At 60.2% G+C, this 25,107-nt stretch carries 22 protein-coding genes; 7 read left to right on the top strand and 15 right to left on the bottom strand.

From position 1 onward, the window contains the following. Positions 1–12 precede the first annotated feature (12 nt). Positions 13–642, top strand: a complete 630-nt coding sequence (locus tag ACZ0A4_RS21580; protein WP_463576310.1) for a glutathione S-transferase — start codon at positions 13–15, stop codon at positions 640–642. Positions 643–847: 205 nt separating this feature from the next. Here ACZ0A4_RS21580 and creD read toward each other — a convergent pair whose 3' ends face one another. The 4 genes from creD to rloA2 all read right to left on the bottom strand — a co-directional run bounded on the left by creD (position 848) and on the right by rloA2 (position 5,078). Beyond that, positions 848–2,218, bottom strand: a complete 1,371-nt coding sequence (gene creD / locus ACZ0A4_RS21585; protein WP_463576311.1) for a cell envelope integrity protein CreD — start codon at positions 2,216–2,218, stop codon at positions 848–850. Positions 2,219–2,402: 184 nt separating this feature from the next. Next, on the bottom strand, positions 2,403–3,821 hold the full coding sequence (gene creC, locus ACZ0A4_RS21590) for a two-component system sensor histidine kinase CreC (protein WP_463576312.1): 1,419 nt from the start codon (positions 3,819–3,821) through the stop codon (positions 2,403–2,405). After that, complete coding sequence (gene creB / locus ACZ0A4_RS21595) at positions 3,821–4,501, bottom strand: two-component system response regulator CreB (RefSeq protein ID WP_463576313.1); 681 nt, start codon at positions 4,499–4,501, stop codon at positions 3,821–3,823. The genes creC and creB overlap by 1 nt, the downstream gene beginning before the upstream one ends. Before the next feature lie 73 nt (positions 4,502–4,574). Continuing rightward, positions 4,575–5,078, bottom strand: coding sequence for a retropepsin-like aspartic peptidase RloA2 (gene rloA2, locus ACZ0A4_RS21600; RefSeq protein WP_463576314.1), 504 nt, complete (start codon positions 5,076–5,078; stop codon positions 4,575–4,577). A gap of 306 nt (positions 5,079–5,384) precedes the next feature. On the opposite strand from rloA2, the gene ACZ0A4_RS21605 reads away from it, so the two are divergent. Then, positions 5,385–6,272 carry an acyltransferase gene (locus ACZ0A4_RS21605; RefSeq protein WP_463576315.1) on the top strand — a complete coding sequence of 296 codons (888 nt, stop codon included), beginning with the start codon at positions 5,385–5,387 and terminating at the stop codon, positions 6,270–6,272. A 1-nt stretch (position 6,273) separates the two neighbouring features. Here the strand turns inward: ACZ0A4_RS21605 and ACZ0A4_RS21610 are convergent, their stop codons facing one another. Next, positions 6,274–6,831, bottom strand: coding sequence for a DUF2780 domain-containing protein (locus tag ACZ0A4_RS21610; protein WP_463576316.1), 558 nt, complete (start codon positions 6,829–6,831; stop codon positions 6,274–6,276). 149 nt (positions 6,832–6,980) lie between these two features. Here ACZ0A4_RS21610 and ACZ0A4_RS21615 point away from each other — a divergent pair, with 149 nt between their 5' ends. Together ACZ0A4_RS21615 and ACZ0A4_RS21620 are read left to right on the top strand one after the other, a co-directional pair. Then, on the top strand, positions 6,981–7,616 hold the full coding sequence (locus ACZ0A4_RS21615; RefSeq protein ID WP_463576317.1) for an RNA polymerase sigma factor: 636 nt from the start codon (positions 6,981–6,983) through the stop codon (positions 7,614–7,616). Then, a complete protein-coding gene (locus tag ACZ0A4_RS21620; RefSeq protein WP_463576318.1) occupies positions 7,613–8,287 on the top strand; it encodes an anti-sigma factor in 675 nt (224 codons plus the stop codon). Before ACZ0A4_RS21615 ends, ACZ0A4_RS21620 begins: the two co-directional genes overlap by 4 nt. A gap of 254 nt (positions 8,288–8,541) precedes the next feature. Here the strand turns inward: ACZ0A4_RS21620 and fdhA are convergent, their stop codons facing one another. From fdhA to ACZ0A4_RS21665, 9 genes are all read right to left on the bottom strand, one after another. After that, a complete protein-coding gene (gene fdhA, locus ACZ0A4_RS21625) occupies positions 8,542–9,741 on the bottom strand; it encodes a formaldehyde dehydrogenase, glutathione-independent (RefSeq protein ID WP_186532956.1) in 1,200 nt (399 codons plus the stop codon). A gap of 137 nt (positions 9,742–9,878) precedes the next feature. Next, the gene (locus tag ACZ0A4_RS21630) at positions 9,879–10,874 is read right to left on the bottom strand and encodes an IS110 family RNA-guided transposase (protein WP_463575969.1); all 996 of its coding nucleotides are present in this window, start codon (positions 10,872–10,874) and stop codon (positions 9,879–9,881) included. Positions 10,875–11,176: 302 nt separating this feature from the next. Then, the gene (purU, locus tag ACZ0A4_RS21635) at positions 11,177–12,034 is read right to left on the bottom strand and encodes a formyltetrahydrofolate deformylase (protein WP_008086918.1); all 858 of its coding nucleotides are present in this window, start codon (positions 12,032–12,034) and stop codon (positions 11,177–11,179) included. A 223-nt stretch (positions 12,035–12,257) separates the two neighbouring features. Further along, the gene (locus tag ACZ0A4_RS21640) at positions 12,258–12,890 is read right to left on the bottom strand and encodes a sarcosine oxidase subunit gamma (protein ID WP_463576319.1); all 633 of its coding nucleotides are present in this window, start codon (positions 12,888–12,890) and stop codon (positions 12,258–12,260) included. A 181-nt stretch (positions 12,891–13,071) separates the two neighbouring features. After that, a complete protein-coding gene (locus ACZ0A4_RS21645) occupies positions 13,072–16,089 on the bottom strand; it encodes a sarcosine oxidase subunit alpha (protein WP_463576320.1) in 3,018 nt (1,005 codons plus the stop codon). Further along, complete coding sequence (locus tag ACZ0A4_RS21650; protein WP_007913119.1) at positions 16,086–16,415, bottom strand: sarcosine oxidase subunit delta; 330 nt, start codon at positions 16,413–16,415, stop codon at positions 16,086–16,088. Before ACZ0A4_RS21650 ends, ACZ0A4_RS21645 begins: the two co-directional genes overlap by 4 nt. Positions 16,416–16,429: 14 nt before the next feature. Beyond that, on the bottom strand, positions 16,430–17,680 hold the full coding sequence (locus tag ACZ0A4_RS21655; protein ID WP_003206307.1) for a sarcosine oxidase subunit beta: 1,251 nt from the start codon (positions 17,678–17,680) through the stop codon (positions 16,430–16,432). A gap of 20 nt (positions 17,681–17,700) precedes the next feature. After that, positions 17,701–18,954 carry a serine hydroxymethyltransferase gene (locus tag ACZ0A4_RS21660; RefSeq protein ID WP_007913117.1) on the bottom strand — a complete coding sequence of 418 codons (1,254 nt, stop codon included), beginning with the start codon at positions 18,952–18,954 and terminating at the stop codon, positions 17,701–17,703. Between the two features lie 285 nt (positions 18,955–19,239). Beyond that, positions 19,240–19,950, bottom strand: coding sequence for a TraX family protein (locus ACZ0A4_RS21665; RefSeq protein WP_463576321.1), 711 nt, complete (start codon positions 19,948–19,950; stop codon positions 19,240–19,242). Between the two features lie 126 nt (positions 19,951–20,076). Between ACZ0A4_RS21665 and ACZ0A4_RS21670 the strand changes: the two genes are divergently transcribed. Beyond that, positions 20,077–21,117, top strand: a complete 1,041-nt coding sequence (locus ACZ0A4_RS21670) for a threonine aldolase family protein (RefSeq protein ID WP_016772826.1) — start codon at positions 20,077–20,079, stop codon at positions 21,115–21,117. A gap of 202 nt (positions 21,118–21,319) precedes the next feature. After that, positions 21,320–22,144, top strand: a complete 825-nt coding sequence (locus ACZ0A4_RS21675; RefSeq protein WP_463576322.1) for an SDR family oxidoreductase — start codon at positions 21,320–21,322, stop codon at positions 22,142–22,144. A gap of 209 nt (positions 22,145–22,353) precedes the next feature. Here ACZ0A4_RS21675 and gbcB read toward each other — a convergent pair whose 3' ends face one another. After that, the gene (gbcB, locus tag ACZ0A4_RS21680; RefSeq protein ID WP_007911227.1) at positions 22,354–23,454 is read right to left on the bottom strand and encodes a glycine-betaine demethylase subunit GbcB; all 1,101 of its coding nucleotides are present in this window, start codon (positions 23,452–23,454) and stop codon (positions 22,354–22,356) included. A 297-nt stretch (positions 23,455–23,751) separates the two neighbouring features. On the opposite strand from gbcB, the gene gbcA reads away from it, so the two are divergent. Continuing rightward, positions 23,752–25,047 carry a glycine-betaine demethylase subunit GbcA gene (gene gbcA / locus ACZ0A4_RS21685; protein ID WP_008083155.1) on the top strand — a complete coding sequence of 432 codons (1,296 nt, stop codon included), beginning with the start codon at positions 23,752–23,754 and terminating at the stop codon, positions 25,045–25,047. The last annotated feature ends 60 nt before the right edge of the window (positions 25,048–25,107 follow it).

Consider the following 25,107-nt stretch of genomic DNA (forward strand, 5'->3'; position numbering starts at 1 on the left):
CGAGGTTTGCCAATGTCCGCCCCCAGCATGACCCTGTACCACAACACGCTCTCTCCGTTCGTGCGCAAAGTGATGGTGTTGCTGCACGAAACCGGTCAGCAGGCTCGCGTCGCGCTGCAAGACTGCGTGCTCAGCCCGGTCAGCCCGAGCGCCGAGCTCAACGCCGATAATCCGTTGGGCAAGATCCCCGCCCTGCGTCTGGCCGACGGCCATGTCATCCATGACAGCCGCGTGATCCTCGAATACCTCGACCAGCAGCACGTGGGCAACCCGCTGATTCCGCGTGAAGGCGCAGCCCGCTGGCGGCGTCTGACCCTGGCCTCGATGGCCGACGGGATCATGGATGCGTCAGTGATGGTGCGTTATGAACTGGTTCTGCGCGCACCGGAAAAGCATTGGGATGAATGGCTCGAGGCCCAGCGCGACAAGATCCGTCGCGCCCTCGCTGTGCTGGAAAAGGATGCGATTGCCGAGCTGACCAGCCATTTCGATGTGGCAGCGATCAGCGTGGCATGTGCGCTGGGTTACCTCGACCTGCGTTTCCCGGATCTGGGTTGGCGTGAGGCCAACCCGCAACTGGCCAACTGGTTTTTTGAAGTGAGTCAGCGACCGTCCATGATCGCCACGATGCCCAAGCCTTAAATCGGCGGCGCCTGTTCCGGCCTCTTCGCGAGCAGGCTCGCTCCCACATTGTTTTTGGGTATGGCAGAAATCTCTGTTTCAACACCCATCCTGTGGGAGCGAGCCTGCTCGCGAATGCACCACCTCGGTTCCGGCGGCAGCGCTGCAAAAATCAGTGTCACCAAAACCTCTACCTCCCGCTGATCTTCACGCAATCCCACCCGGCTCATTGCATCGCCCCCACATCAAACTCCAACGGTTTGGCTGGCTTCTGTCCAATCCCGTACCAGTCCAGTTTGCGCGTCAGCACCATAAACACACCGAGCAGACCGAACAGCAACAACGAGCCCATCAGCAACGCGTAATCCTCAGCGCTCAGCAATCCGTAAAGCAGGCCATACAACGCCGCCAGCCCCGTCGAAAAGCTCAAACCATGACGCACACTGCGCAGCACATGGCAGACATAAAACCCGATCAACAACACACAAGCGCTGGCCGACAATAGATACGCCAGGGCAAAACCAATGTGCTCCGACAACGACAGCAGCAACAGATAAAAGAACGCCAGCGCCACACCCACCAATGCGTATTGCACCGGGTGCACGGCCAGACTCTTGAGCACTTCGAACAGGAAGAAACCGGCGAACGTCAGAACGATGAACAACAACGCATATTTGATCGCCCGGTCACTCTTCAGGTACTGATCCACCGGGTCGACGAAACTCACACCGAAGCTGCGGCCGTTGAACGCCTCGCAATCATTGCCGCTCACGCAACGGCTCATGGCGTCTTGCAGGTTGGTGGAGAAAAACGTGGTCTGCCAATCCGCGCTGAAACCCTGATCGTTGATCTCACGTTTGCCCGGCAAGAAGTTGCCGACAAAACTCGGGTGTGGCCAGTTGGCCGTGAGACTGACGCTGCTGCTCTTGCCCACCGGCAACACTTGCAACGAACCGGTGCCTTGCAGGCGCAGGTCAAAACCAAAGCCCAGCTCGGTGGTTTTGCTGGTGTCGAGCAGCGGCAGCGTGACCCGCACGCCTTCACCGAGCCAGCCGACTTGCGTACCCGGAACAAAATCCAGACGCTGGCCATCGAGTTCCAGTTTCAGCGCATTTTCGATGCCGCGAATGTCACTGATGCCGACCGCGAGAAACGGTGCGTCGAACTGGTAGTCGCTGAAGTCTTCCTTGATCCCCAATTGCGCCGGCAATGAGAAATGGCCGTTGATGCGGTTGTCAGCGTGGAACAGCCGCGCTTCATAAATGCCCCGCGCACGCAGTTCGGTTTGCACTTGGCCATCGAGTTCGAAACGCTCCGGCAGGAAGTACAAACGGCCGCGTTCTTCGCTCGGTTCGTCGTAGCGCTGGTTGGTCTTGTCATTGGTTTTCCAGTTGTGAATCACCTTGCGATACGGCACCACCATCACCGGCCCGCTCAGTTGCTGGCTGTAGCTGGCGCTGCGGGCGATGTCTTCAAGCACGCCGTCACGCAACTGTTGGCGCTCGTCGATGACACCGTCGATCATCAGCAACGGGATCAGCAACAGCAGGATCAGCACGGCAATGGCGCCGAGCTTTATCGTCAGATTCTTGTTCATGGGACTCTCCCTGTTTGGATGGGCAGAGTCTGCTGGTGCTGTATGAGGGGAATGTGGGGTGAATATGGAGATTGTGTGGAGACTTCACTGGCACCCTTCGCGAGCAGGTTCGCTCCCACATTGGATCTGTGTCGTTCACAAATCCCCTGTGTGCGAGCCTGCTCGCGAAGGCCGCGCCTCGGTATCAAGACAGGCGCAATGTCACTTCCACACCGCTCTCGACATTGCGAATCTGCATCGACCCACCATGCAACTTGACCACCTCTTCAACGAAGTTAAGCCCCAACCCCGTGCTTTTGCGTCCACTGTCCGGTCGCGGCAATGAGTAGAAGCGCTCGGTTAAACGCGGCAAAGCGTAGTCAGGAATCGGCGCCGTTTCATTGAACAATCGAAATTCGATCTGCTCGCCTACCCGCTCGGCGCTGAAGCGCAACAGCCCCTGTGACGGAATGAAATCCAGCGCATTCTCCAACAGATTGCCCAGCGCCTGACGCAGCAAAAACGGTTCGCCAATCAGCAGCAGATCCGGCGCAATCGTCTGCTCGACCCGCAACTGTTTGCCTTCAATCCGCGCCGCCTGTCCTTGCAACAGCTCATCAACCAAAACCGCCAGCGGCACAGCGACCCGCTCTTCAAGACCCTGACGTTGTTCAACCTGCGCCAGATTCAACAGCCGCTCGATCAACTGCTGCATCCGCGCACTTTCACTGTCTATGTTGCCGACAAAGCGCAATCGCTGAACCGGCGGCATGTCCCCTTGCAGCAACTCCGCCGCACCACGAATCGCCGCCAGCGGACTTTTCAGTTCATGGGTCAGCGTGTGCACATAGCGTTCGACGTAAGCCTTGCCTTCCAGTTGCGTACGCATCTGCTCAACCGCTGTGGCCAGTTGCTCCAGTTCACCGCCACGGTAATGCGGCACCTCAACCCGCCGGCCTTCGCTGACCGCCTGGGCATAACCGGTCAACCGGTGCAGCGCACGGCTCAGCCACCACGACAGCAATGCTCCGAACAGCAGACCGAGACCAATCAACCCGGCGCCGTAAAACAGCAGACGGCGTTCGGTACGATCAACATAAGGCTGTAATGAGCTGTTGGGCTTGGCCACGGTGACCACGCCGATAATCTGCCCGTTGTCACGGATCGGCGCGCCGACGTGCATCACTGACGAGCTCGCGTCGTCCGGGTCGCTGCGGCTCGAACGCGCGCCGTATTCGCCACGCAGGGTCAGGTAGACATCGTTCCAGCGCGAGTAGTCCTGCCCCACGGCCACGCCACTGGAATCGAGCACCACAATGCCTTTGGCGTCAGTCACGTAGATGCGGTGGTTGACCTGATTTTTCGGCAAACCCCAAATGGTCGCTTGCGGCTGGCGCTCACCATACGCGCGCAGCAGCTCGGGCCAGCGGTTCTCGCTGAGGGTGCCGGCCTTGAAATCATCGCGCAGGATTTCTGCCATCAGGTTGGCGGTATCGACCAGGGTTTCTTCGGTGGACTGGCGCACGCCGGGACGGATTTCTTCCATCACCGTGTTGAGCACGAAATAACCGGTGAGGCCGACAAACAGCACATACACCAGAAAAATCCGCAGCCCCAGCGACATCAGCTGTGCCCCGGGCTGTAGCTGTAGCCGAGGCCGCGATGGGTCTGGATCGGCTCGGCCTCGGCACGCACAAGACGCAGTTTGGCGCGCACACTTTTGATGTGGCTGTCGATGCTGCGCTCGTAACCTACGTCCGCGGCGACGCCCAGCGCGTCGAGCAATTGCTCGCGGCTGAACACCCGCTCGGGTTGTTCGAGCAGGCATTGCAGCAGGCGGAATTCGTGGCGGGTCAGACTTAATGTCTGGCCGCGATAAAGGATTTGCACGCGTTCGGGATCGATACGAAACAGTGCCGACGAGGCTTCAATGACGGGACGCGGCGCCATGCGCTTGAGGATTGCCTTGACCCGTGCCGCCACCTCGCGGGGACTGAAGGGCTTGACCACGTAATCGTCGGCGCCGATCTCCAGCCCTACCACACGGTCGATCTCGGCATTGCGGGCGCTGAGGAACAGTACCGGCACTTCGCTGAAGCGCCGCAACTGCTTGCAGGTCTCAAAGCCGCTGATGTCCGGCAGGCCGATGTCGAGGATGATCAGATCGGCCGGGGTCTGGCGCTGATGCTCCAGCGCCGCCGCGCCGAGGCTCAGCCACGTGGTGGTGAAGCCCTCGCCCTGCAAGGCAAAAATCAGCGTGTCGGCAATCGCCGCTTCGTCTTCGACAATCAGGATATGAGGCATGGCGTCCGAGCCCGTGGGTTAAGTGCGCGAACGGTGCCCCAAGCCTGACGTTACGTCAATGAGACCACTTGGCTCAGCAGTCCGGTTTGTCCGCGGTGAAGCGTCGCGCCGGGTTTACCGCCGCGCCAAACTCACGCAAGGCCTTGGCACCGATCAGCAGCGGGTAGTTGAAGTTGCTGCGGTCGGTCAGATTGACCTCGACGGTACGCTTGACGTTGCCCAGGCACAGTTCCAGGTCGACCACCGGGCGCTTGGCGACGTCGGTGCCTTCGCCCTCGTCTTCTTCGTCCGAACGGCTCTTGATCTTGCTGATCCGCGCGACCTTGTGTTCGTAGACCTTGTTGCTGGCGTCCCTGGTGGCGAGGCGGAAACGCACCCATTCGTCGCCATCACGGGTGAAGGTTTCGATGTCCTTGGCCGACAGCGAGGCGGTCAGCGCACCGGTGTCCATCTTGGCCTTGAGCACTTCACCGCCGATTTCCGGCAGCGCGATGTATTCGTAGCGCCCGTACAGGGTCGGCTCGGCGGCCATGACCGGCAGGGCGACGAGGGCAAACAGTGCAAGGAGGGATTTCACGTAAGGGGCTTCCTTGGAAAATGAGGGCGGCAGACTGGGATTTTAGACACCCATTGAGGCATTCGTTCGCCTTGAAATCGCTTTCGCGAGCAGGCTCGCTCCCACAGGGACTTATGTCGAACACTCATCCTGAGTACACCTGAATACACTGTGGGAGCGAGCCTGCTCGCGAAGAGGCCAGCACATTCAACACAACGCTTGAGCAAAGCATACCGGCCCAAAAGTGAAACATTCGTCACCACCGATTTGGCCTGCCGCGCGAAGCTGCTTATCATGGCGCGCCCATCCGTTTGCAAAGAGTTGCTTATGCGCCGCCTGCTCACCGGCTGTTTCGTCACCCTGCTGCTGTTGCTCAACACCCTGATGCTGATCGGGCCATTGCTGGTGTTTGCCTTGCTCAAACTGGTCGCACCAGGCCGCTGGCGCGATTACGCGTCGGGCGCGGTGATGTGGATCGCCGAGACCTGGGCCGAGATCGACAAGCTGATCTTCCGCCTGTGCATCCCCACCCAATGGGACATTCGCGGTGGCGAAGATTTGCGCGGCGACACCTCGTATCTGGTGGTCAGCAATCACCAGTCGTGGGTCGATATTCCGGCGCTGATCCAGACGCTGAACCGGCGCACGCCGTTCTTCAAATTCTTCCTCAAGAAAGAACTGATCTGGGTGCCGTTTCTGGGGCTGGCGTGGTGGGCGCTGGATTACCCGTTCATGAAGCGCTACACCAAAGCGTTTCTGGCGAAAAATCCCGAGCTGGCCGGCAAGGATCTGGAAATCACCAAACAGGCCTGCGAGCTGTTCAAGCGTCAGCCCGTGACCGTGGTGAATTATCTGGAAGGTACCCGTTACACCGCTGCCAAAAGTGCCGAGCAACAATCACCGTTCAACCACTTGCTCAAGCCCAAGGCCGGCGGCGTGGCGTTCGTGTTGGCGGCAATGGGTGAACAGCTGGATGCGATTCTCGACGTCACCGTGGTTTATCCACAGGCGAACATTCCGGGTTTCTGGGATTTGATCAGCGGCAACGTGCCGCGCGTGATCATCGACATCAAGACCCGCGAACTCGACCCGGCACTGTGGCAGGGCGATTACGAGAATGATCCGGTGTTCCGCCAGACGGTCCAGAACTGGGTCAACCAGCTCTGGAACGAGAAGGATCAGCGCATCGCCGAACTGCGCAGCGAGCGCCGTTGACTCAGCTACCGGTGCCGGCACCCCAGATACTGCCGAGGCTTTGCAGCAGCGGGCCGCCGACGCCTTGATCACCCAGATACTTGAGCAGCACCGGGGCAAACTGGCCAACCATGCCGCTGTCCATGCCCAAGGCGCCGAAAGCGTTGTTCAGGTCATTGGTGTCCTTGACGTTGCCCAGCGCGTTTTCCAGACCGGCGGATTTGCCAGACTGACCAAGCAAACCGCTCAATGCCGCCAGGTTGCCGCTACCGCCCGATAACTTATCGATACCCGGCACTTCTTTGGCCAACTGCGAATAATCGGTGCTGCTCAATTGGTTCTTCGCCAGCCCCAACATGGCGCTGGTGCCGCCGACGGCTTGCTGCGGCGTAACGCCCAGACCTGTGACCGCTTGCAGCAGACCGGCGGTTTCCGAAGTCGGCGCGGCGGCGGTGGCAGCGTTGCCGCCCTGCATGCTCGAAGCCGCCCTGGTCACATCGTCGAGGCTGAAACCGGCGAACACCGGGCTGGCCGCAAGGGTCATCAGTGAAGCCAAAGCAATACCGCGTGAAATCTTCATTCAGACATCCTCTTGCGCTGTAAAAATCGCCCATCGAAAACCGGCGAAACTGCCGGTTTGACCGGGTATCCACCGGCATGTTCCGGCGCGGCGCATCCATTTTCGTCCGGCCTGCGTATATAAAACGTGAAATCCCGGACACCCTCGCGATGAATGGCACAACCGCTGTCGCTGAACTAGCCTGTGAACAGTCCGAGCCCAGCCCTCGTCGCTCGGCCTTTGCCTGGAGAGTCGTTATTTCCACCGCCGACACCGATCAGCTTCGACAGTTGTTGGCCCAGTGCTCACTGGGTGATCGTCGCGCCTTCGAAACGCTCTATCGCAGCGTCGGCCCGCGTCTGCACGGCGTGGCCCTGCGTTTTATGGGCCGCACCGATCTGGCGGAAGAAGTGCTGCAGGAAAGCTTCGTGCGCATCTGGAACAACGCCTCGCGCTACGAAGCGCACCTGTCGGCGCCGTTGACCTGGATGATCAACATCACTCGCAATCAGGCCATCGATCAATTGCGCAAACACCGTGACCGGCCGTTGACCGATCTGGAACAGGACGCCCTACCAGACGAAAGCCCCTCGGCCCATGACCAGTTGAGCGGCGCCCGTGAGGCTCACGCACTTAATCGCTGCCTGGAAACCCTCGACGGCATGCAGCGCCAGTCAATCACTGTGGCGTACTTTCAGGGTTTGTCGTGCACGGAACTCGCCGAACACCTGGCCACGCCACTGGGAACGGTGAAATCGTGGATCCGTCGTGGCATGGAACGTCTGCGCCGGTGCCTTGAATCATGAACTACCAGACCCCAGCCCTGCGCCGCGCCCTCGCCGCCGATTACGCCATCGGCCTGATGTCGGCGGCGGCGCGTCGACGGTTTGAACAGCTATTGCTGGATGACGCCGCGCTCCGGGCGGAGCTGGCGCAGTGGCAGGAAACGCTGCTCAGCCTCACCGAATCCCTGCCGGAACATCCGGTGCCCGATCGCGTATGGCAAGGCATCACCGCGCGCATCGATCCGCAAGTGCTGCATGTCCCGCAGAAACGGCCATTCTGGAACTGGCTGCGACTCACCGCAGCGGTCTGCTCCCTCGCCGTGCTGGTGTTCCTCGGCTCGCTGTACAACCGCGACGACGCCCGCTACCGCGCCACCCTGCTGACCGCCGATGCGCAACCGGCGCTGAAGGTCGAAGCGCATGCGGACTATCTGCAAGTCGAGCCGCTGACGCTGGCGGCGGTTGATGCGGATCGCAGTCTGGAACTGTGGGCGATACCGGCGGATGGCAAGCCGATTTCCCTCGGTGTGATCCCGGCGGGGGGCAAAGGCAAGGTTGAATTGAGTGAGGCGCAGAAGGCGTTGATCGGTAAACCGATTGCATTGGCGGTCAGTCTTGAGCCGAAAGGTGGCTCGCCGACCGGACAGCCGACGGGGCCGGTTCTTTATCAGGGTGCTTTGGCAGTTCTTTGAAGCAAAGCCCCTCACCCTAACCCTCTCCCAGAGGGAGAGGGGACTGACCGAGGTGTCTGGCACCATACATCGACCTGCCAAACCGAGTCGATTATGGATTCACAGCGATATTTTCAGGTCGGCGTAAATTGTGAGCATCCCTCGGTCGGCCCCTTTCCCTCCGGGAGAGGGCTGGGGTGAGGGTAGCTTTTGACCTGGGCTTGCAACAAAAAAACGGCGACCCTGAGGTCGCCGCTTTGTATTGCGCTTAAGCGTTACGCCGCACTGAACAACTTATGCGGATCAATAACAAACTTCTTCGGCACACCCGCATCAAACTCGCCGTAACCTTCCGGCGCCTGATCGAGGCTGATCACTTGCACGCCCACCACTTCGGCGATGTTGATGCGATCCCACATGATCGCCTGCATCAGTTGGCGGTTGTACTTCATCACTGGCGTCTGGCCGGTGTGGAAGCTGTGCGACTTGGCCCAGCCCAGACCGAAGCGAATGCTCAGGCTGCCCATTTTCGCGGCAGCGTCCACGGCACCCGGGTCTTCGGTGACGTACAGACCCGGGATACCGATTTTGCCCGCTACGCGGACCACGCCCATCAGTGAGTTGAGTACGGTGGCCGGGGCCTCGGCTTTGACACCGTCGTGGCCGTGGCCGCGCGCTTCGAAGCCGACGCAGTCGACTGCGCAATCCACTTCCGGCTCGCCCAGCAGTGCGGCGATCTGTTCGTGCAGCGGCGTGTCTTGCGACAGATCGACGATTTCAAAACCCTGGGCCTTGGCGTGAGCCAGGCGGATGGTGTTGACGTCGCCGATGATCACCACCGCCGCACCGAGTAACCGCGCAGAGGCAGCAGCGGCCAGACCGACCGGGCCGGCGCCCGCGATGTAAACGGTGCTGCCCGGACCAACGCCGGCAGTGACGGCGCCGTGATAACCGGTCGGGAGAATGTCGGAGAGGCAGGTCAGGTCACGGATTTTCTCCATGGCCTTGTCGCGGTCCGGCAGTTTCAGCAGGTTGAAGTCGGCGTACGGCACCAGCACGTATTCGGCCTGGCCACCGGTCCAGTCGCCCATGTCGACATAACCGTAAGCGCCACCGGCACGGGCCGGGTTGACGGTCAGGCAGACGCCGGTGTGTTGCTCTTTGCAGGAACGGCAGCGCCCGCAAGCGACGTTGAACGGCACGGAGACCAGATCGCCGATTTTCAGGTTTTCAACGTCGGAGCCCTTCTCGATCACCTCGCCGGTGATCTCATGGCCCAGCACCAGACCGGTCTGCGCCGTGGTACGGCCGCGCACCATGTGTTGGTCGGAGCCGCAGATGTTGGTGGAAACCACTTTGAGAATGACCCCGTGCTCGATCTTGCGACCGCGCGGGTCCTGCATTTTCGGATAGTCGATTTTCTGTACTTCGACCTTGCCAGCGCCGAGATACACCACACCACGATTGCCAGACATGCTTTCACCTCGCTGTTGTTTTTATGGAACCGCGTTGCCCAGGCAGGCAGCGCGTTGAGTGCTCGGTAAATCAAAAGATCGCAGCCTTCGGCAGCTCCTACATGAATCGCATCCCCCTGTAGATACTCTGTTCACGGTCAAGCTTTTGCGAGGTGTTTCTCGCTAAAAAGCTTGGCCGTATTGAAATCTTCGCCGGCTCGCATGCAGGCCCACAGCCCAGTCAGGTATTTGCGCATGACGGCGACGATGGCCTGCATTTTTCTCTTTCCTCGCCCGATCAGCGCTTCGTAAAAGGCTTTCACGTTGCTGTCGCAACGTATGGCAGTCAGCGCTGGCATATACATCGCTGAGCGTAGGTAGGCGTTTCCGCCCTTACTTATCCGTCCAGGTTTATCGATGCTGGTACCTGATTGCGTAAGCCGTACATCGAGACCTGCATGTCGGCTGACCTGCGCGGACTTAAGCGTCACTGGCAAGGTCGTCAATTCAGCCAATGCCGCAAATACTGAAATTTCGCCCATGCCCGGCGCTGCGATCATGTGCCCGAACTGGGCGCTTAGGGTTGGGCAATTGTCGATCAGCGCCCGACCTGCGAGCCTGAAACGCTCGATTCGCTTGTCAAATGCCTCAATGGCTTCTTCTTCGTCTTCAATCAGCATTTTCATGGTTGTTTGAGTAGCTTTCAGCGCATGCAGCTCGTTCTTGGCTCGGGTGCGATGACACGTCAGACGATTGATATGCCTTCCGATAGCCCGCAGTTCCAACTGTATGGTCGTGGGCGGCGTCCACAATCTGGGGCTCATGCGCTCGCCGTATTCAGCTAGCAACTGGGCATCGATCGCATCGGTTTTGCTGTTCTTCAGCATCAGCTTGGCGAAGTTATGAAAGCTCTTCGGGTTGATAACCGAAACGGGCAAACCCGCTGCAGTGAGCTCCATGGCCAAATCCAGGTAATAGATGCCGGTGGCCTCCATCACTACGGATAAAGGCTTGAGCTCGAGCAGTCTGTTGACCGCTGCTTTGCGCCCGGCGGGCGTTTGGTCGATGTTGCAGGCCCCTGCAAAACGGCCGTCGTTGCGCCAGCCCATGGCGGTCGTGCGAGACCCCACATCCAAACCGACATGCATGCTCATGCTTTCAACTCCGAGTGAACTGGGTTAGAAATGCATCCTGGTTCCCCTGACCTCGAACTTCATGCCACTGCAACCTTGTAATGCGAAGTCCGACTTGTCGGCTTCTCGATACTCTTCGTGGTGGGCAATGAGGCGGGGGGACCTCTCTACAGACAAGGTCAGGAGCAAGTCCTGCCTTTAGGAGCGATCGGTCTCCCCCAGAAACACATCTTCGTATGTCCGCACCAACGAGCTTAGATCTCAATCGACTGGTGTAAGGGCAACATACAAGGAGCTGCCGAAGGCTGCGATCTTTTAGCGATCTAAAGAACGACCGTGCGATTGGCGTTCAAAAACACCCTTCTTTCGATGTGATACCCAACCGCCCGCGCCAGAGTCAGGCCTTCAATATCCCGCCCCTTGGCAATCAGATCCTCAGGGTAGTGACTGTGATCCACCGCCTCGACGCCTTGGGCAATGATCGGCCCTTCATCGAGATCGTTATTGATGTAATGCGCCGTCGCGCCCACCAGTTTCACGCCCTTGTTGTAAGCCTGGTGATACGGCTTGGCGCCCTTGAAGCCCGGCAGCAACGAGTGATGAATGTTGATGGCCTTGCCATCGAGCTTGCGGCACAACTCCGGTGACAGCACCTGCATGTAGCGGGCGAGAATCACCAGTTCGGCGCCGGACTCTTCGATCACCTGCCACACCTGACGCTCCTGCGATGGTTTGTCGTTGGGGTCGAGGGGGAAATGGTAGTAGGGAATCTGGTGCCAGTCGGCCAGCGGTTTGAGATCGGGGTGATTGGACACCACCGCGGCAACGTCCATCGACAACTGGCCGATGCGCTGGCGGTAGAGCAAGTCGTTGAGGCAGTGATCGGCCTTGGAGACCATGATCACCACTTTTGGCCGGTAGTTCGGCGCGGTCAGCTCGAAGATCATGCCAAAGGCCTGGCCACGTTCGGCCAGGCCTGCGCGGAAGGATTGTTCGTCGAAGCCGTCGGGCTGGCGGAATTCCACGCGAATGAAAAAACGCCCGGAGAGGCGGTCATCGAACGAATGGTGCTCGGTGACGTAGCAGCCCTGCTCGAACAGAAAACGCGTGACCGCGTCCACGGTGCCGAGGACGCTGGGGCAGTCGGCGGTCAGAATCCATGTGTCTGGGGCGCGGCTCATGGTGCGGAGACTCCTGTTCTTTGTGCGGGGTGTCTGGGGGATTTTTGCCCCTCACCCTAGCCCTCTCCCGGAGGTAGAGGGGACTGACCGAGGTGTTCGTTCGAGCTACGCCGACCTGAAATATCGCGGGTGAATATAGATCACAAAAACACCCGAGATCGGCTCCCTTTCCCCCTCTCCCCCCTGGGGGAGAGGGCTGGGGTGAGGGGGTGGCTTTTGATCTTCAGGCCTGAACGCTCAACCCGTACTCAGCCGAAGCATCCTGCAACCACAACCACCAGTAATCCGAGAAGCTGCGACGGATCAGCAGTTCCCAGGTGTCTTCGGCGGTATGACGAATCATCAGCTGCGACTTGGCGAACACCGTGCCGACCGCTTTACCCACCGGGAAACTGTTCGGGTGCACGTCGTAGCTGGTGGATTTCATCAGCACCTGACGTACGTTCGGCCCGCTCAGCTCAAGCACTTGCTGGCCGCCGCTGACGTTGACGATCGCAATGTGCAGGTCGCCCAGCGCTTCACGCAGTTTCTGTTCGGCGGCGAATTCTTCACCGCTTGGCACGATCAGCAACCACTCGTCCGGGCCCATCCATTGCAGGCTGGTGTCGCCTTTGACGATGACGCTCAGAGCGCCGGGCAACTCGATGCCCAACGCTTTATGTACGCCGGCCGCGAACGCGGCATCGTGGCCATCGCCACGAATGGTCAGGTGACCGAGGAGTTTCTTTTCCCGCACGATCACGCCGGCGTTCTTGCGGCCCTTGCCGACCAGGCTGGCGAGGTCGGCATGGTGCAGCGACGACTCGGCACGGGCACCGGTGGTCGGGCGTTGTTGGTAAACATTGGCTGTGGTCATAAAGCACCTATATCAATTCTGTTGGTTCCGGCCCCTGTGGTGGCTGTTACTCCGCCTTCGCGAGCAAGCTCGCTCCCACACTGGACTGATGCCTGACACAAATCCCATTAACAACCCGAAACCTGTGGGAGCGAGCTTGCTCGCGAAGGCGATATCCGCCACCCCACAGGACTCCAGATCATCAAATGTTCTGGCGATCCCCCTTCGGATCGAAGAACACCGAAGAAACAATCTCCGCCTCGATCACGCTGCCGTCGGCCAGCGGTGCAAACACCCGCTCACCGAGGCGCTTCAGACCGCCCTTGACCACACCCATGGCAAACGAATAACCGAGGGAGTTGTGCGCGTAGCTGGAGGTCACGTGGCCGACCATGGTCATCGGAATCGCCTGCTTGGTGTTGAACACCAACTGCGCACCTTCCGGCAACCACACGTTCGGATCGATCGGCTTCAGACCGACCAGCTGTTTACGCTGATCCTTCACGCAGTCTTCACGGTTCATCCCACGCTGGCCGATCCACGAGAACGGTTTGGTGCGACCCACGCACCAGCCCATGTTCAAATCGTCCGGGGTCATCGAGCCATCAGTGTCCTGACCGACGATGATGAAACCCTTCTCCGCGCGCAGCACGTGCATGGTTTCAGTGCCGTAGGGGGTCAGGTTGTACTGTTTGCCGGCATCGACGATTTTCTCCAGCACGCCCATCGCGTAGTCGGCCTGGACGTTGACTTCGTACGACAGCTCACCGGTGAACGAGATGCGGAACACCCGCGCCGGCACACCGCCGACCAGCCCTTCTTTCCAGGTCATGAACGGGAAGGCTTCGTTGCTCAAATCAATGTCGGTCACAGCGCTGAGCAGCTTGCGGCTGTTCGGCCCGGACAGGGTCATGGTCGCCCAGTGGTCGGTGACGGAGGTGAAGTACACCTTCATGTCCGGCCATTCGGTCTGGTGGTACAGCTCCAGCCATTGCAGCACGCGTGCGGCGCCGCCAGTGGTGGTGGTCATGACGAAATGGTTGTCGGCCAGACACGCCGTCACACCGTCGTCGAAGACCATGCCGTCTTCTTTGCACATCAAACCGTAGCGCGCCTTGCCCACATCGAGTTTGGTCCAGGCGTTGGTGTACACGCGGTTGAGGAACTCGCGGGCATCCGGGCCTTGAATGTCGATCTTGCCGAGGGTCGAGGCATCGAGCAGGCCGACGCTGTCGCGCACGGCTTTGCATTCGCGCTTCACGGCGGTGTGCAGGTCTTCACCGTTTTTCGGGAAGTACCATGGACGTTTCCACTGGCCGACGTCTTCAAACTCGGCGCCGTTCTTCACGTGCCAGGCATGCAGTGCGGTGTGGCGAACAGGCTCGAAGATGTGCCCACAGTGACGACCGGCCACGGCGCCGAAGGTGACCGGCGTGTAGTTCGGGCGGAACATCGTGGTGCCCATCTGCGGGATGGTCACGTTCAGCGAGCGCGCGGCAATGGCCAGACCGTTGACGTTGCCGAGCTTGCCCTGATCGGTGCCGAAGCCCAGCGCGGTGTAGCGTTTGACGTGCTCGACCGACTCAAAACCTTCGCGGGTTGCCAGTTCGATCGCTGCAGCGGTCACGTCGTTTTGCAGGTCGACGAATTGCTTCGGCGCCCGTGCGGTGTTCTTTTCATGCGGCACCTGGAACAGCGCCAGCGTCGGTTCTTCGTGACGGCTCAAGGCTTTTGGCAGCACGCCTTCGACGGTCTGGAAACCGGCTTCAGCGGCAGCGCGCACGCCGCCTTCAAAACCGTCAGCCAACGAATCGCCGAGACCGTAAACGCCGTTGATGCCACCGACGCACACGCGTTTCTGCGGTGCTTCGCCCGGTACGAAACCGAGGATGTCTTCACGCCAGGTCGGCTTGCCACCGAGGTGCGAAGCCAGGTGGACGACAGGGCTATAGCCGCCGGAACTGGCCACCACATCGCAGTCGAGCCACTCGCCCGGACTGGTCACGGCGTGCGCTTTGACATCAATCGCAGCAACGCGAGCAGCGGTGACGCGCTTGCTGCCACGGGCTTCAATCACGGCGCTGCCGGTCAGAATGCGGATGCCTTTGGCGCGGGCTTCTTCCACCAATGCACCACGCGGATTGCTGCGCGCATCGGCGATGGCCACCACTTGCAGACTGGCATCGAGCCAATCCAAAGCAACGCGATAAGCGTGATCGTTGTTGGTCGACAGAACGAGCTTCTTGCCCGGCGCCACGCCGTAGCGACGCACGTAAGTCGACACCGCGCCAGCGAGCATGTTGCCCGGCACGTCGTTGTTGCCGTAAACCAGCGGACGCTCGCAAGCACCGGTCGCCAGCACGACACGCTTGGCGCGGACACGGTGAATGCGCTGACGGACCTGGCCAATCGGCGCACGGTCACCGAGGTGATCGGTGAGGCGTTCGTGAATGGTCAGGAAGTTGTGGTCGTGGTAACCGTTGACCGTGGCGCGCGGCAACAGCAGCACGTCCGGGGTGTTCTTCAGTTCCGTGATGACGCTGGCGACCCAGTCCATCGCCGGTTTGCCGTCGAGGCTTTCGCGGGAATCGAGCAGGCTGCCGCCGAACTCTTCCTGCTCATCGGCAAGAATCACTCGGGCACCGCTGCGCGCAGCGGCCAAGGCAGCGGCGAGACCGGCCGGGCCAGCGCCGACGATCAGCACGTCGCAATGCTGGTTCATGTAGTCGTAGGTGTCCGGATCGACTTCGGTCGGCGAACGACCCAGACCGGCAGCCTTGCGAATGTACTTCTCGTACGTCATCCAGAACGATTGCGGGTACATGAAGGTTTTGTAGTAGAAACCCGGCGGCATCAGCTTGCCGCCGACCTTGCCGAGAATGCCCATCATGTCATTGTTGACGCTCGGCCAGCCGTTGGTGCTGGTCGCGACCAAGCCTTGGTACAGCGCCTGTTGCGTGGCGCGCACGTTGGGAATCTGGGTGGCTTCGGTGGCACCGATCTGCAGCACCGCGTTCGGCTCTTCGGCACCGGCAGCAAAGATCCCGCGAGGACGCGAATACTTGAAGCTGCGGCCAATAATGTCGACGCCGTTGGCGATCAGCGCGGCGGCCAGCGAGTCACCCTCGAAGCCTTTGTAGCTCTGACCGTTGAAGGTGAAGCTCAGCACTTTGTTGCGGTCGATCCGTCCACCGTTGGACAGGCGATTGGTCTGGCTCATACCTTCTCTCCCAGCGCCGTCGTGGCTGTTTTCGCCGAATCAGCCTTGTCGGTGAATTGCGGCTTGGTGCCGATCTTGTAGGTTTCGAGAATCTCGTAGGTCACGGTGTCGCGGGTGACGTTGAAGTACTGACGGCAACCGGCAACGTGGTCCCACAGTTCGTGGTGCAGACCGCGCGGGTTATCGCGGAAGAACATGTAGTCGCCCCACTCTTCATCAGTGCAGGCGCCAGGGTCGAGCGGGCGCGGAATGTGCGCCTGACCGGATGCGTGGAATTCCTCTTCGGAGCGCAGTTCGCCGCAGTGAGGACAGAAGATATGCAACATGGGGATTTCTCCTGTTAGTGGGCAACCGCAGCAGCGCCGTGTTCATCGATCAACGCACCGTTGTGGAAACGGTCGATGGAGAAAGGTGCGGCCAACGGGTGCATTTCACCCTTGGCCAGACTCGCGGCAAACACGTTGCCCGAGCCAGGAGTTGCCTTGAAACCACCGGTGCCCCAACCGCAGTTGAAGAACATGTTCGGTACGGGGGTTTTCGAAATGATCGGGCAAGCGTCCGGGGTGGTGTCGACGATGCCGCCCCACTGACGGTTCATGCGCACGCGGGACAACACCGGGAACATCTCGACGATGGCCTGAATGGTGTGCTCGATCACCGGGTACGAACCGCGCTGGCCGTAGCCGTTGTAGCCGTCGATACCGGCGCCGATCACCAGGTCGCCCTTGTCGGACTGGCTGATGTAACCGTGCACGGCGTTGGACATGATCACGCTGTCGATAATCGGTTTGATCGGTTCGGACACCAACGCTTGCAGCGGGTGGGATTCGATCGGCAGACGGAAACCGGCGAGCTTGGCCATGTGCCCAGAGTTACCGGCCGTGACCACGCCGACGCGCTTGGCGCCGATGAAACCCTTGTTGGTTTCAACACCAATGCACACGCCGTTTTCCTTGCGGAAACCGATCACTTCGGTCTGCTGAATCAAGTCCACGCCCAAGGCGTCAGCGGCACGGGCAAAGCCCCAGGCCACGGCATCGTGACGGGCGACGCCGCCGCGACGCTGAACGGTCGCGCCCATCACCGGGTAGCGGGTGTTCTTCGAGCAGTCGAGGTACGGAATCTCGTCAGCCACTTGCTTGGCGTTGAGCAGTTCGCCATCGACGCCGTTGAGGCGGTTGGCGCTGACTCGACGCTCGGAATCGCGGATGTCCTGCAGGGTGTGGCACAGGTTGTAGACGCCACGCTGGGAGAACATCACGTTGTAGTTGAGATCCTGCGACAGGCCTTCCCACAATTTCATCGCGTGTTCGTAGAGGTGCGCCGACTCGTCCCACAGGTAGTTGGAACGCACGATGGTGGTGTTGCGCGCGGTGTTACCGCCGCCCAGCCAGCCCTTCTCGACCACGGCGACGTTGGTGATGCCGTGTTCTTTCGCCAAGTAATAGGCAGTCGCCAGACCGTGCCCGCCGCCACCGACGATGACCACGTCGTAGACCTTTTTCGGCGTTGGCGTGCGCCACATGCGCTGCCAGTTTTCGTGGTGGCTGAGGGAGTGTTTGAAGAGGCCGAAGCCCGAATAGCGTTGCATAGTCAGTTACTCCAGAACACTCAGCGATAAACCGGGAAGTCTGCGCACAGGGCCGACACTTGCTGGGCAACATTGGCCTCGACATCGGCATCACCGAGGTTGTCGAGGATGTCGCAGATCCAGCCAGCCAACACTTCGCACTGGGTCACCTTGAAACCGCGAGTGGTGACAGCCGGGGTGCCGATGCGCAGGCCCGAGGTCACGAACGGCGATTGCGGATCGTTCGGCACGGCGTTCTTGTTGACGGTGATGTGCGCGCGACCGAGGGCAGCGTCGGCGTCTTTGCCGGTCAGGCCCTGACGGATCAGGCTGACCAGGAACAAATGGTTGTCGGTGCCGCCGGACACTACATCGTAGCCACGTTTGATAAACACGCTGGCCATCGCCTGGGCGTTGTCGATCACTTGTTGCTGATACGCCTTGAAGCCTGGCTCCAGCGCTTCCTTGAAGCACACGGCTTTACCGGCGATGACGTGCATCAGCGGGCCGCCCTGAGCGCCGGGGAATACGGCAGCGTTGAGCTTTTTCTCGATCTCTTCGTTGGACTTGGCCAGGATCAGCCCGCCACGTGGACCGCGCAGGGTTTTGTGCGTGGTGGTGGTGACCACGTCGGCGTACGGCAGCGGGTTCGGGTACAGACCGGCGGCGACCAGACCGGCCACGTGGGCCATGTCGACGAACAGCAGCGCACCGACCTTGTCAGCGATCTGACGGAAGCGCGGGAAGTCCAGGGTCTTCGAGTAAGCGGAGAAACCGGCGACGATCATTTTCGGCTTGGATTCGACGGCGAGACGTTCGACTTCGTCGTAATCGATCAGCCCGGTGTCGGTGTTGATGCCGTACTGTACGGCGTTGTAGAGCTTGCCCGAGGACGACACTTTGGCGCCGTGGGTCAGGTGACCGCCATGGGCCAGGCTCATGCCGAGGATGGTGTCGCCCGGCTGGATCAGCGCCAGGTAAACAGCGCTGTTGGCCGAGGAACCGGAGTGCGGCTGGACGTTGGCGTAATCGGCGCCGAACAGTTGCTTGGCGCGTTCGATGGCCAGCGCTTCGACTTTATCCACATGCTCGCAGCCGCCGTAGTAGCGCTTGCCCGGATAGCCTTCGGCGTATTTGTTGGTCAGGCCGCTGCCTTGCGCTTGCATCACGCGTTTGCTGGTGTAGTTCTCTGACGCGATCAGCTCGATGTGATCTTCCTGACGTTGCTCCTCGGCATTCATCGCCGCCAGCAGTGCATCGTCGTAACCCTGGATCTGGTCTTGCTTGCTGAACATCGCGTCTCTCCCAGCGGCATCTGTGCGCCATTCGTCTCGGTAAGGCACTGGCAATCACGGCAGTGCCCTTTGATGCCGATGGTATGACCGGCGCAGACAGCTCAAATGCCTGCGCGCGCCACGCAAAGGTGCGTTTACGACATGGCTGGAAATGCGTTTTCCAGACTCGATCTCGAAAACACTGGAGAACCCTGTGGGAGCTGGCTTGCCAGCGATGGCGGTGTCATATCTGGCATCGATGGCGGCTGACCCACCGCTATCGCTGGCAAGCCAGCTCCCACAGGGTTAAGCGGTGATTTGACGGATAAGTAGCAGCAGGAGGAAATGCCCAGGATAAAGGGCGTAAGCCCAGCGGCGCATGGGGGGAGGCTGAAGATGTCGCACATGTCGCAACAGGAACATTCCGAGCATTGGCGCGAACAGACAGATGACAATGCCAAGGATCGCGACGCTGCTACCGAATCTCGCCGAGTCGTACAGCACCTGCCATTGATTCGCCGCCAGACAAATCAATCCCGGCAGCAAGCTGAAGTACCAGGGGCGGCGAAACACCAGCAGCATCGCCAACGGCAGCAGAACGCCGAAGAAGCCGAACATCAGCCGCTCCGGGAATACAGCGGCCAGTGTCACTGCACTTACCGCCAGCAGTCGTGAAACCCAAACCGGATCCTGCCACCCCCGCGCCACCAGCAAGCCCAACGCCAGCGTCGGCATCACGTTCAACGTATCCGGCTCTGGAATGTACAACCGATAGGGAATTTCACTCAGCGCACTGAACAGCGACAACCAGCCCAGATACCGCCATTCCATCTTCCGCGACCCATCGCGCGAAAGATTCGCCGCCATCGCCAGACAAAACCACGGAAACGCCAGCCGCCCCGGCACGTACAGCCAATCGGCGGAGAACCCGACATATCGCAGGTGATCGAGCAACATGCTCAATAGCGCCAGCCACTTGAGCAGATCCAGCGCGCCGTCACGTTTTCTCAGGTGCATAATCGACCCGCAAACTGGTAATTTCCTGAACGCGACATCCCGTGTGCTCCCCGGAAGATCTTCGGTAAAGTGCGCACCAACATTGACCACGAGCCTTCACAAGAGTCTCGACCACGGAAGCCGGCCATGACCGACAAGAGCCAACAATTCGCCAGCGACAACTACTCCGGTATCTGCCCTGAAGCCTGGGCTGCGATGGAGCAGGCCAACCATGGCCACCAGCGCGCTTATGGCGACGATGAATGGACCGCACGCGCGGCCGATCATTTCCGCAAACTGTTCGAAACCGACTGCGAAGTATTCTTCGCCTTCAACGGCACCGCCGCCAACTCGCTGGCCCTGTCGTCGCTGTGCCAGAGTTACCACAGCGTGATCTGCTCGGAAACCGCCCACGTCGAAACCGACGAATGCGGCGCGCCGGAATTCTTCTCCAACGGCTCGAAACTGCTGATCGCCGGCACTGAAAACGGCAAGATCACCCCGCAGTCGATCCGTGAAGTCGCGCTCAAGCGCCAGGACATCCACTACCCGAAACCGCGCGTCGTGACCCTGACCCAAGCCACCGAAGTCGGCAGCGTCTACACCCCGGAAGAAGTCCGCGCCATCAGCGCCACGTGCAAGGAACTGGGCCTGCACCTGCACATGGACGGCGCGCGCTTCTCCAACGCCTGCGCATTCCTCGGTTGCTCGCCGGCAGATCTGACCTGGAAGGCCGGCGTTGACGTGCTGTGCTTCGGCGGCACGAAAAACGGCATGGCCGTGGGTGAAGCGATCCTGTTCTTCAACCACAAACTGGCGGAAGACTTTGACTATCGCTGCAAACAGGCCGGCCAGTTGGCCTCGAAAATGCGTTTCCTCTCGGCACCGTGGGTCGGCATCCTCGAAAACGACGCCTGGCTGAAATACGCCCGCCACGCCAACCACTGCGCGCAATTGCTGGCCGAGTTGGTCAGCGACATTCCCGGCGTCGAACTGATGTTCCCGGTGCAAGCCAACGGCGTGTTCCTGCAACTCTCGGAACCGGCCATCGCCGCACTGACCGCGAAAAACTGGCGTTTCTACACCTTCATCGGCAAGGGCGGCGCGCGCTTCATGTGCTCGTGGGACACCGAAGAAGAACGCGTCCGCGAACTCGCCCGCGACATCCGCGAAGTCATGTCCGCCTGATAGACCCCTCCCCTGTGGGAGCGAGCCTGCTCGCGAAGAAGCCGTGTCAAACAACACAGATGTTGAATGACACACCGCTTTCACGAGCAGGCTCGCTCCCACAAAAACTCGCCCACTCAGCCCTCCTCGTTCGCACCTGAAGACTTGGTCTACATTGTCTGTCGAGCCCTTCGCTCACATAACAATAAGCAGGAGCATCGGCATGTCGTTACAAGGCAAAACCCTGTTCATCACCGGCGCCAGCCGTGGCATTGGCCGTGAGATTGCGCTGCGCGCCGCGAAGGACGGGGCCAACATCGTCATTGCGGCGAAGAGCGCCGAACCCCACGCCAAATTACCCGGCACCATTCACAGCGTCGCGGCGGAAGTCGAAGCGGCGGGCGGAAAGGCTCTGGCCCTGCAAGTGGATGTGCGTGATGAAGAAGCCGTGCGTCAGGCACTCGCGCAGGCCAGTGAGCACTTCGGTGGCATCGATGCACTGGTGAACAACGCCGGGGCAATCAAGCTCACGGGTGTGCAACACGTCGAACTCAAGCGTTTCGACCTGATGCACCAAATCAACACCCGCGCGGTGTTGCTGTGCAGTCAGGCCGCCCTGCCCTATCTGAAAAAATCCGCCGGGCACATTCTCAATCTGTCACCACCACTGAATCTGGCGAACAAATGGTTTGCACAGTTCAGCCCGTACACCGTGACCAAGTACGGCATGAGCATGCTGACGATCGGGATGAGTGAGGAGTTTGCCGGTTATGGGATCAGCGTCAATTCGCTGTGGCCGCAGACGATGATTGCCACGGCGGCGATTGAGTTTCAGTTGGGTAATCGGGAGTCGTTCAAGCAGGCGCGTCTGCCTTCGATCATGGCGGATGCGGCGCATGTGATTCTGGATAGCAGCGGGCGGCAGATTACCGGGCGACTGTTGATTGATGAGGAAGTTTTGCGTGAGAGCGGCGTGACTGAGTTCGGTCAATATCGCTTTGATCGAGAAAGCGACGCGGCACTAATGCCGGATTTGTTTATCGACTGAAAAGCCCCTCACCCTAGCCCTCTCCCAGAGGGAGAGGGGACTGAATGGGGGATATTTGAGAATTACGCCGACGTGAAACTGCTTTGCCGAATCCATAATCGATAAGGTCTTTCAGGTCGATGCAGAACGCCAGACACCTCGGTCGGCCCCCTCTCCCTCTGGGAGAGGGCTGGGGTGAGGGGCAAGCCGTACGCGAAAATTCGCCCCACTCAGAAATCGATACGCACATCGCCTTTAGGCACGCTGCAGCACGACAGGATGAACCCCTCAGCCTCGTCGTCCTCGGTAATCCCGCCGTTGTGCTCCATCTCCACCTCACCGCCCAGCTTGAGCACCTTGCACGTCCCGCAAATCCCCATCCCGCACGCCTTCGGAATCATCAACCCCAGCTTGGCTGCCGCCGCGTGCACGGTCTCGCCCGGGGCCACACGAATGCTCTTGCCGGACGAGGTGAATTCGACCTGATGCAGATCCGCCGCATCGATTTCCGGCGCATCCGCAGCTTGCTCCGCCTGTTCCACCGCATCGGCACGGGCCTCGGGCGGCGTCGCCCCGAACGATTCCTCGTGATAACGCGACATGTCGTACCCGGCCACTTCCAGCAACCGCTTGACCGCATTCATGTACGGCGTCGGCCCGCAGCAGAACACTTCGCGCTCAAGGAAGTCCGGCACCATCAATTCCAGCATCTTGTGATTGAGGTAACCGCGATAACCAGCCCACGGCTCACCCAAGCCGTGCTTCTCGCAAATCAGGTGCAGGCTGAAGTTGTCGATCCGCGACGCCATATGCTCCAGCTCGCGGTGATAGATGATGTCTTTCGGCGAGCGCGCGCTGTGGATAAAGGTCATGTCGACGTTGGCGTTGGTGTCGTAAAACCAGCGCGCCATCGACATGCACGGCGTGATACCGACGCCGCCGCTCAGGTACAGCACTTTCGGGCTCGGGAAGTCGATGGCGTTGAACAGCCCGACCGGCCCGTGCACCGCCAGCTCCTGGCCTTCATGCAGCGTATCGTGCAGCCAGTTGGAAACCTTGCCGCCCGGCACGCGCTTGATCGTCACCGAAAAGCTGTACGGCACCGACGGCGAACTGGAGATCGTGTACGAACGCATGATCGGCTGGCCTTCGATTTCCAGCTCCAGGGTGACGAACTGCCCGGGCTTGAAGAAGAACAGGATCGGCTGATCGGCCATAAAGCAGAAGGTGCGCACGTCCCAGGTTTCCTGGATGACTTTGACGCAACGGACGATGTGTCGGCCATTGGCCCAGGTCTGGGTGGTGACCGGATTCAGGAAGCTGTTGGACATGCTGTTCTCCACGGCCGACTGTCGGCCTCATGTCGGCGATTCTGCGTATAGCGCGAACCGCCCGTTTACCTATCCGCGACATCGGCATACTTATCGCGACCAGCCCCCAACCACCGGGGGTTGCGCGTCGGGAACAGATTGCACCATGTCGCCCATGGATAAGGTTCCGCCCTGCGCCGGCCCCACACTCGCCCCAACACCAAGACAGATTCTTTACACCTTGCGTAGCAACCGTTAGCAGCACACCTGATCAGCCACTTTTCGCCGGCCACGCAGATGGCCATGAGGATCACATCGATGGACGTCACCGCAAAAATCAGCCTGGGCGATCCGCTGGAACCCGCACGCAAGGCCACCGCACAAATGCTCCAGGAGCGCGAGCGGACGTTTTCGCTGCCGCAACCGTTCTATAGCGATGAGCGGCTGTTCGATATCGACATGCAGGAGATCTTCCAGAAAGAGTGGTTGATCGCCGGCATGACTTGCGAAATCCCGGCCAAGGGCAACTACCTGACCCTGCAGATCGGCAAGAACCCGATCATCGTCATCCGTGGCGCCGAGGGCGTAGTCCACGCCTTCCACAACGTCTGCCGTCACCGTGGCTCGCGCCTGTGCACCAGTGAAAAAGGCAAAGTGGCCAAACTGGTCTGCCACTACCACCAGTGGACGTACGAGCTGGACGGTCGCTTGCTGTTCGCCGGCACCGAAATGGGCGCCGACTTCGACATGAAGCAATACGGTCTCAAACCAGTGAACGTGAAGACTGCCGGCGGCTACATCTTCATCAGCCTGGCCGAGAATCCACCGGCCATTGATGACTTCCTGTCGACGCTGAACCATTACATGGAACCGTACGACATGGAGAACACCAAGGTGGCGATCACCACCACCTTGATGGAAAAGGCCAACTGGAAACTGGTGCTGGAAAACAACCGCGAGTGCTACCACTGCAACGCGTCGCACCCGGAACTGCTGAAAACCCTGCTGGAATGGGACGACGTCACCGATCCGCGCGCCGATCAGGCGTTCAAGGATCACGTCGCCGCCTCCGCTGCAGCGTGGGAAGCCGAAAAGATTCCTTATGCCCACGCCAGTTTCGGCCTGCGCAACCGCATCGTGCGCATGCCGCTGCTCAAGGGCACCGTATCGATGACTCTCGACGGCAAACAGGGCTGCGCGAAACTGATGGGCCGGATCAAAAACCCGGATCTGGGTTCGATGCGCATCCTGCACCTGCCGCACTCGTGGAACCACTGCATGGGCGATCACATCATCGTCTTCACCGTGTGGCCGATCAGCGCGCAGGAAACCATGGTGACTACCAAGTGGATCGTGCACAAGGATGCCGTTGAAGGCGTGGATTACGACGTCGAGCGCATGCGCCAGGTGTGGGATGCGACCAACGATCAGGACCGGCGTCTGGCGGAAGAGAACCAGCGCGGGATCAACTCGACGGCGTATCAGCCTGGGCCTTACTCGAAGACGTATGAATTTGGCGTGGTCAACTTTGTCGACTGGTACAGCGAGCGCTTGCTGAACAACCTCGGCGCCGAGCCTGCGCCGTACCTCAAAGGCGTCCCGGTCCAAGGCTAAAAGCAAAGGCAAAGGCTTCGCGAGCAGGCTCGCACCCACATTTGGAATGCGTTCCAACTG

It is taken from the genome of Pseudomonas sp. AC172, assembly GCF_979258595.1.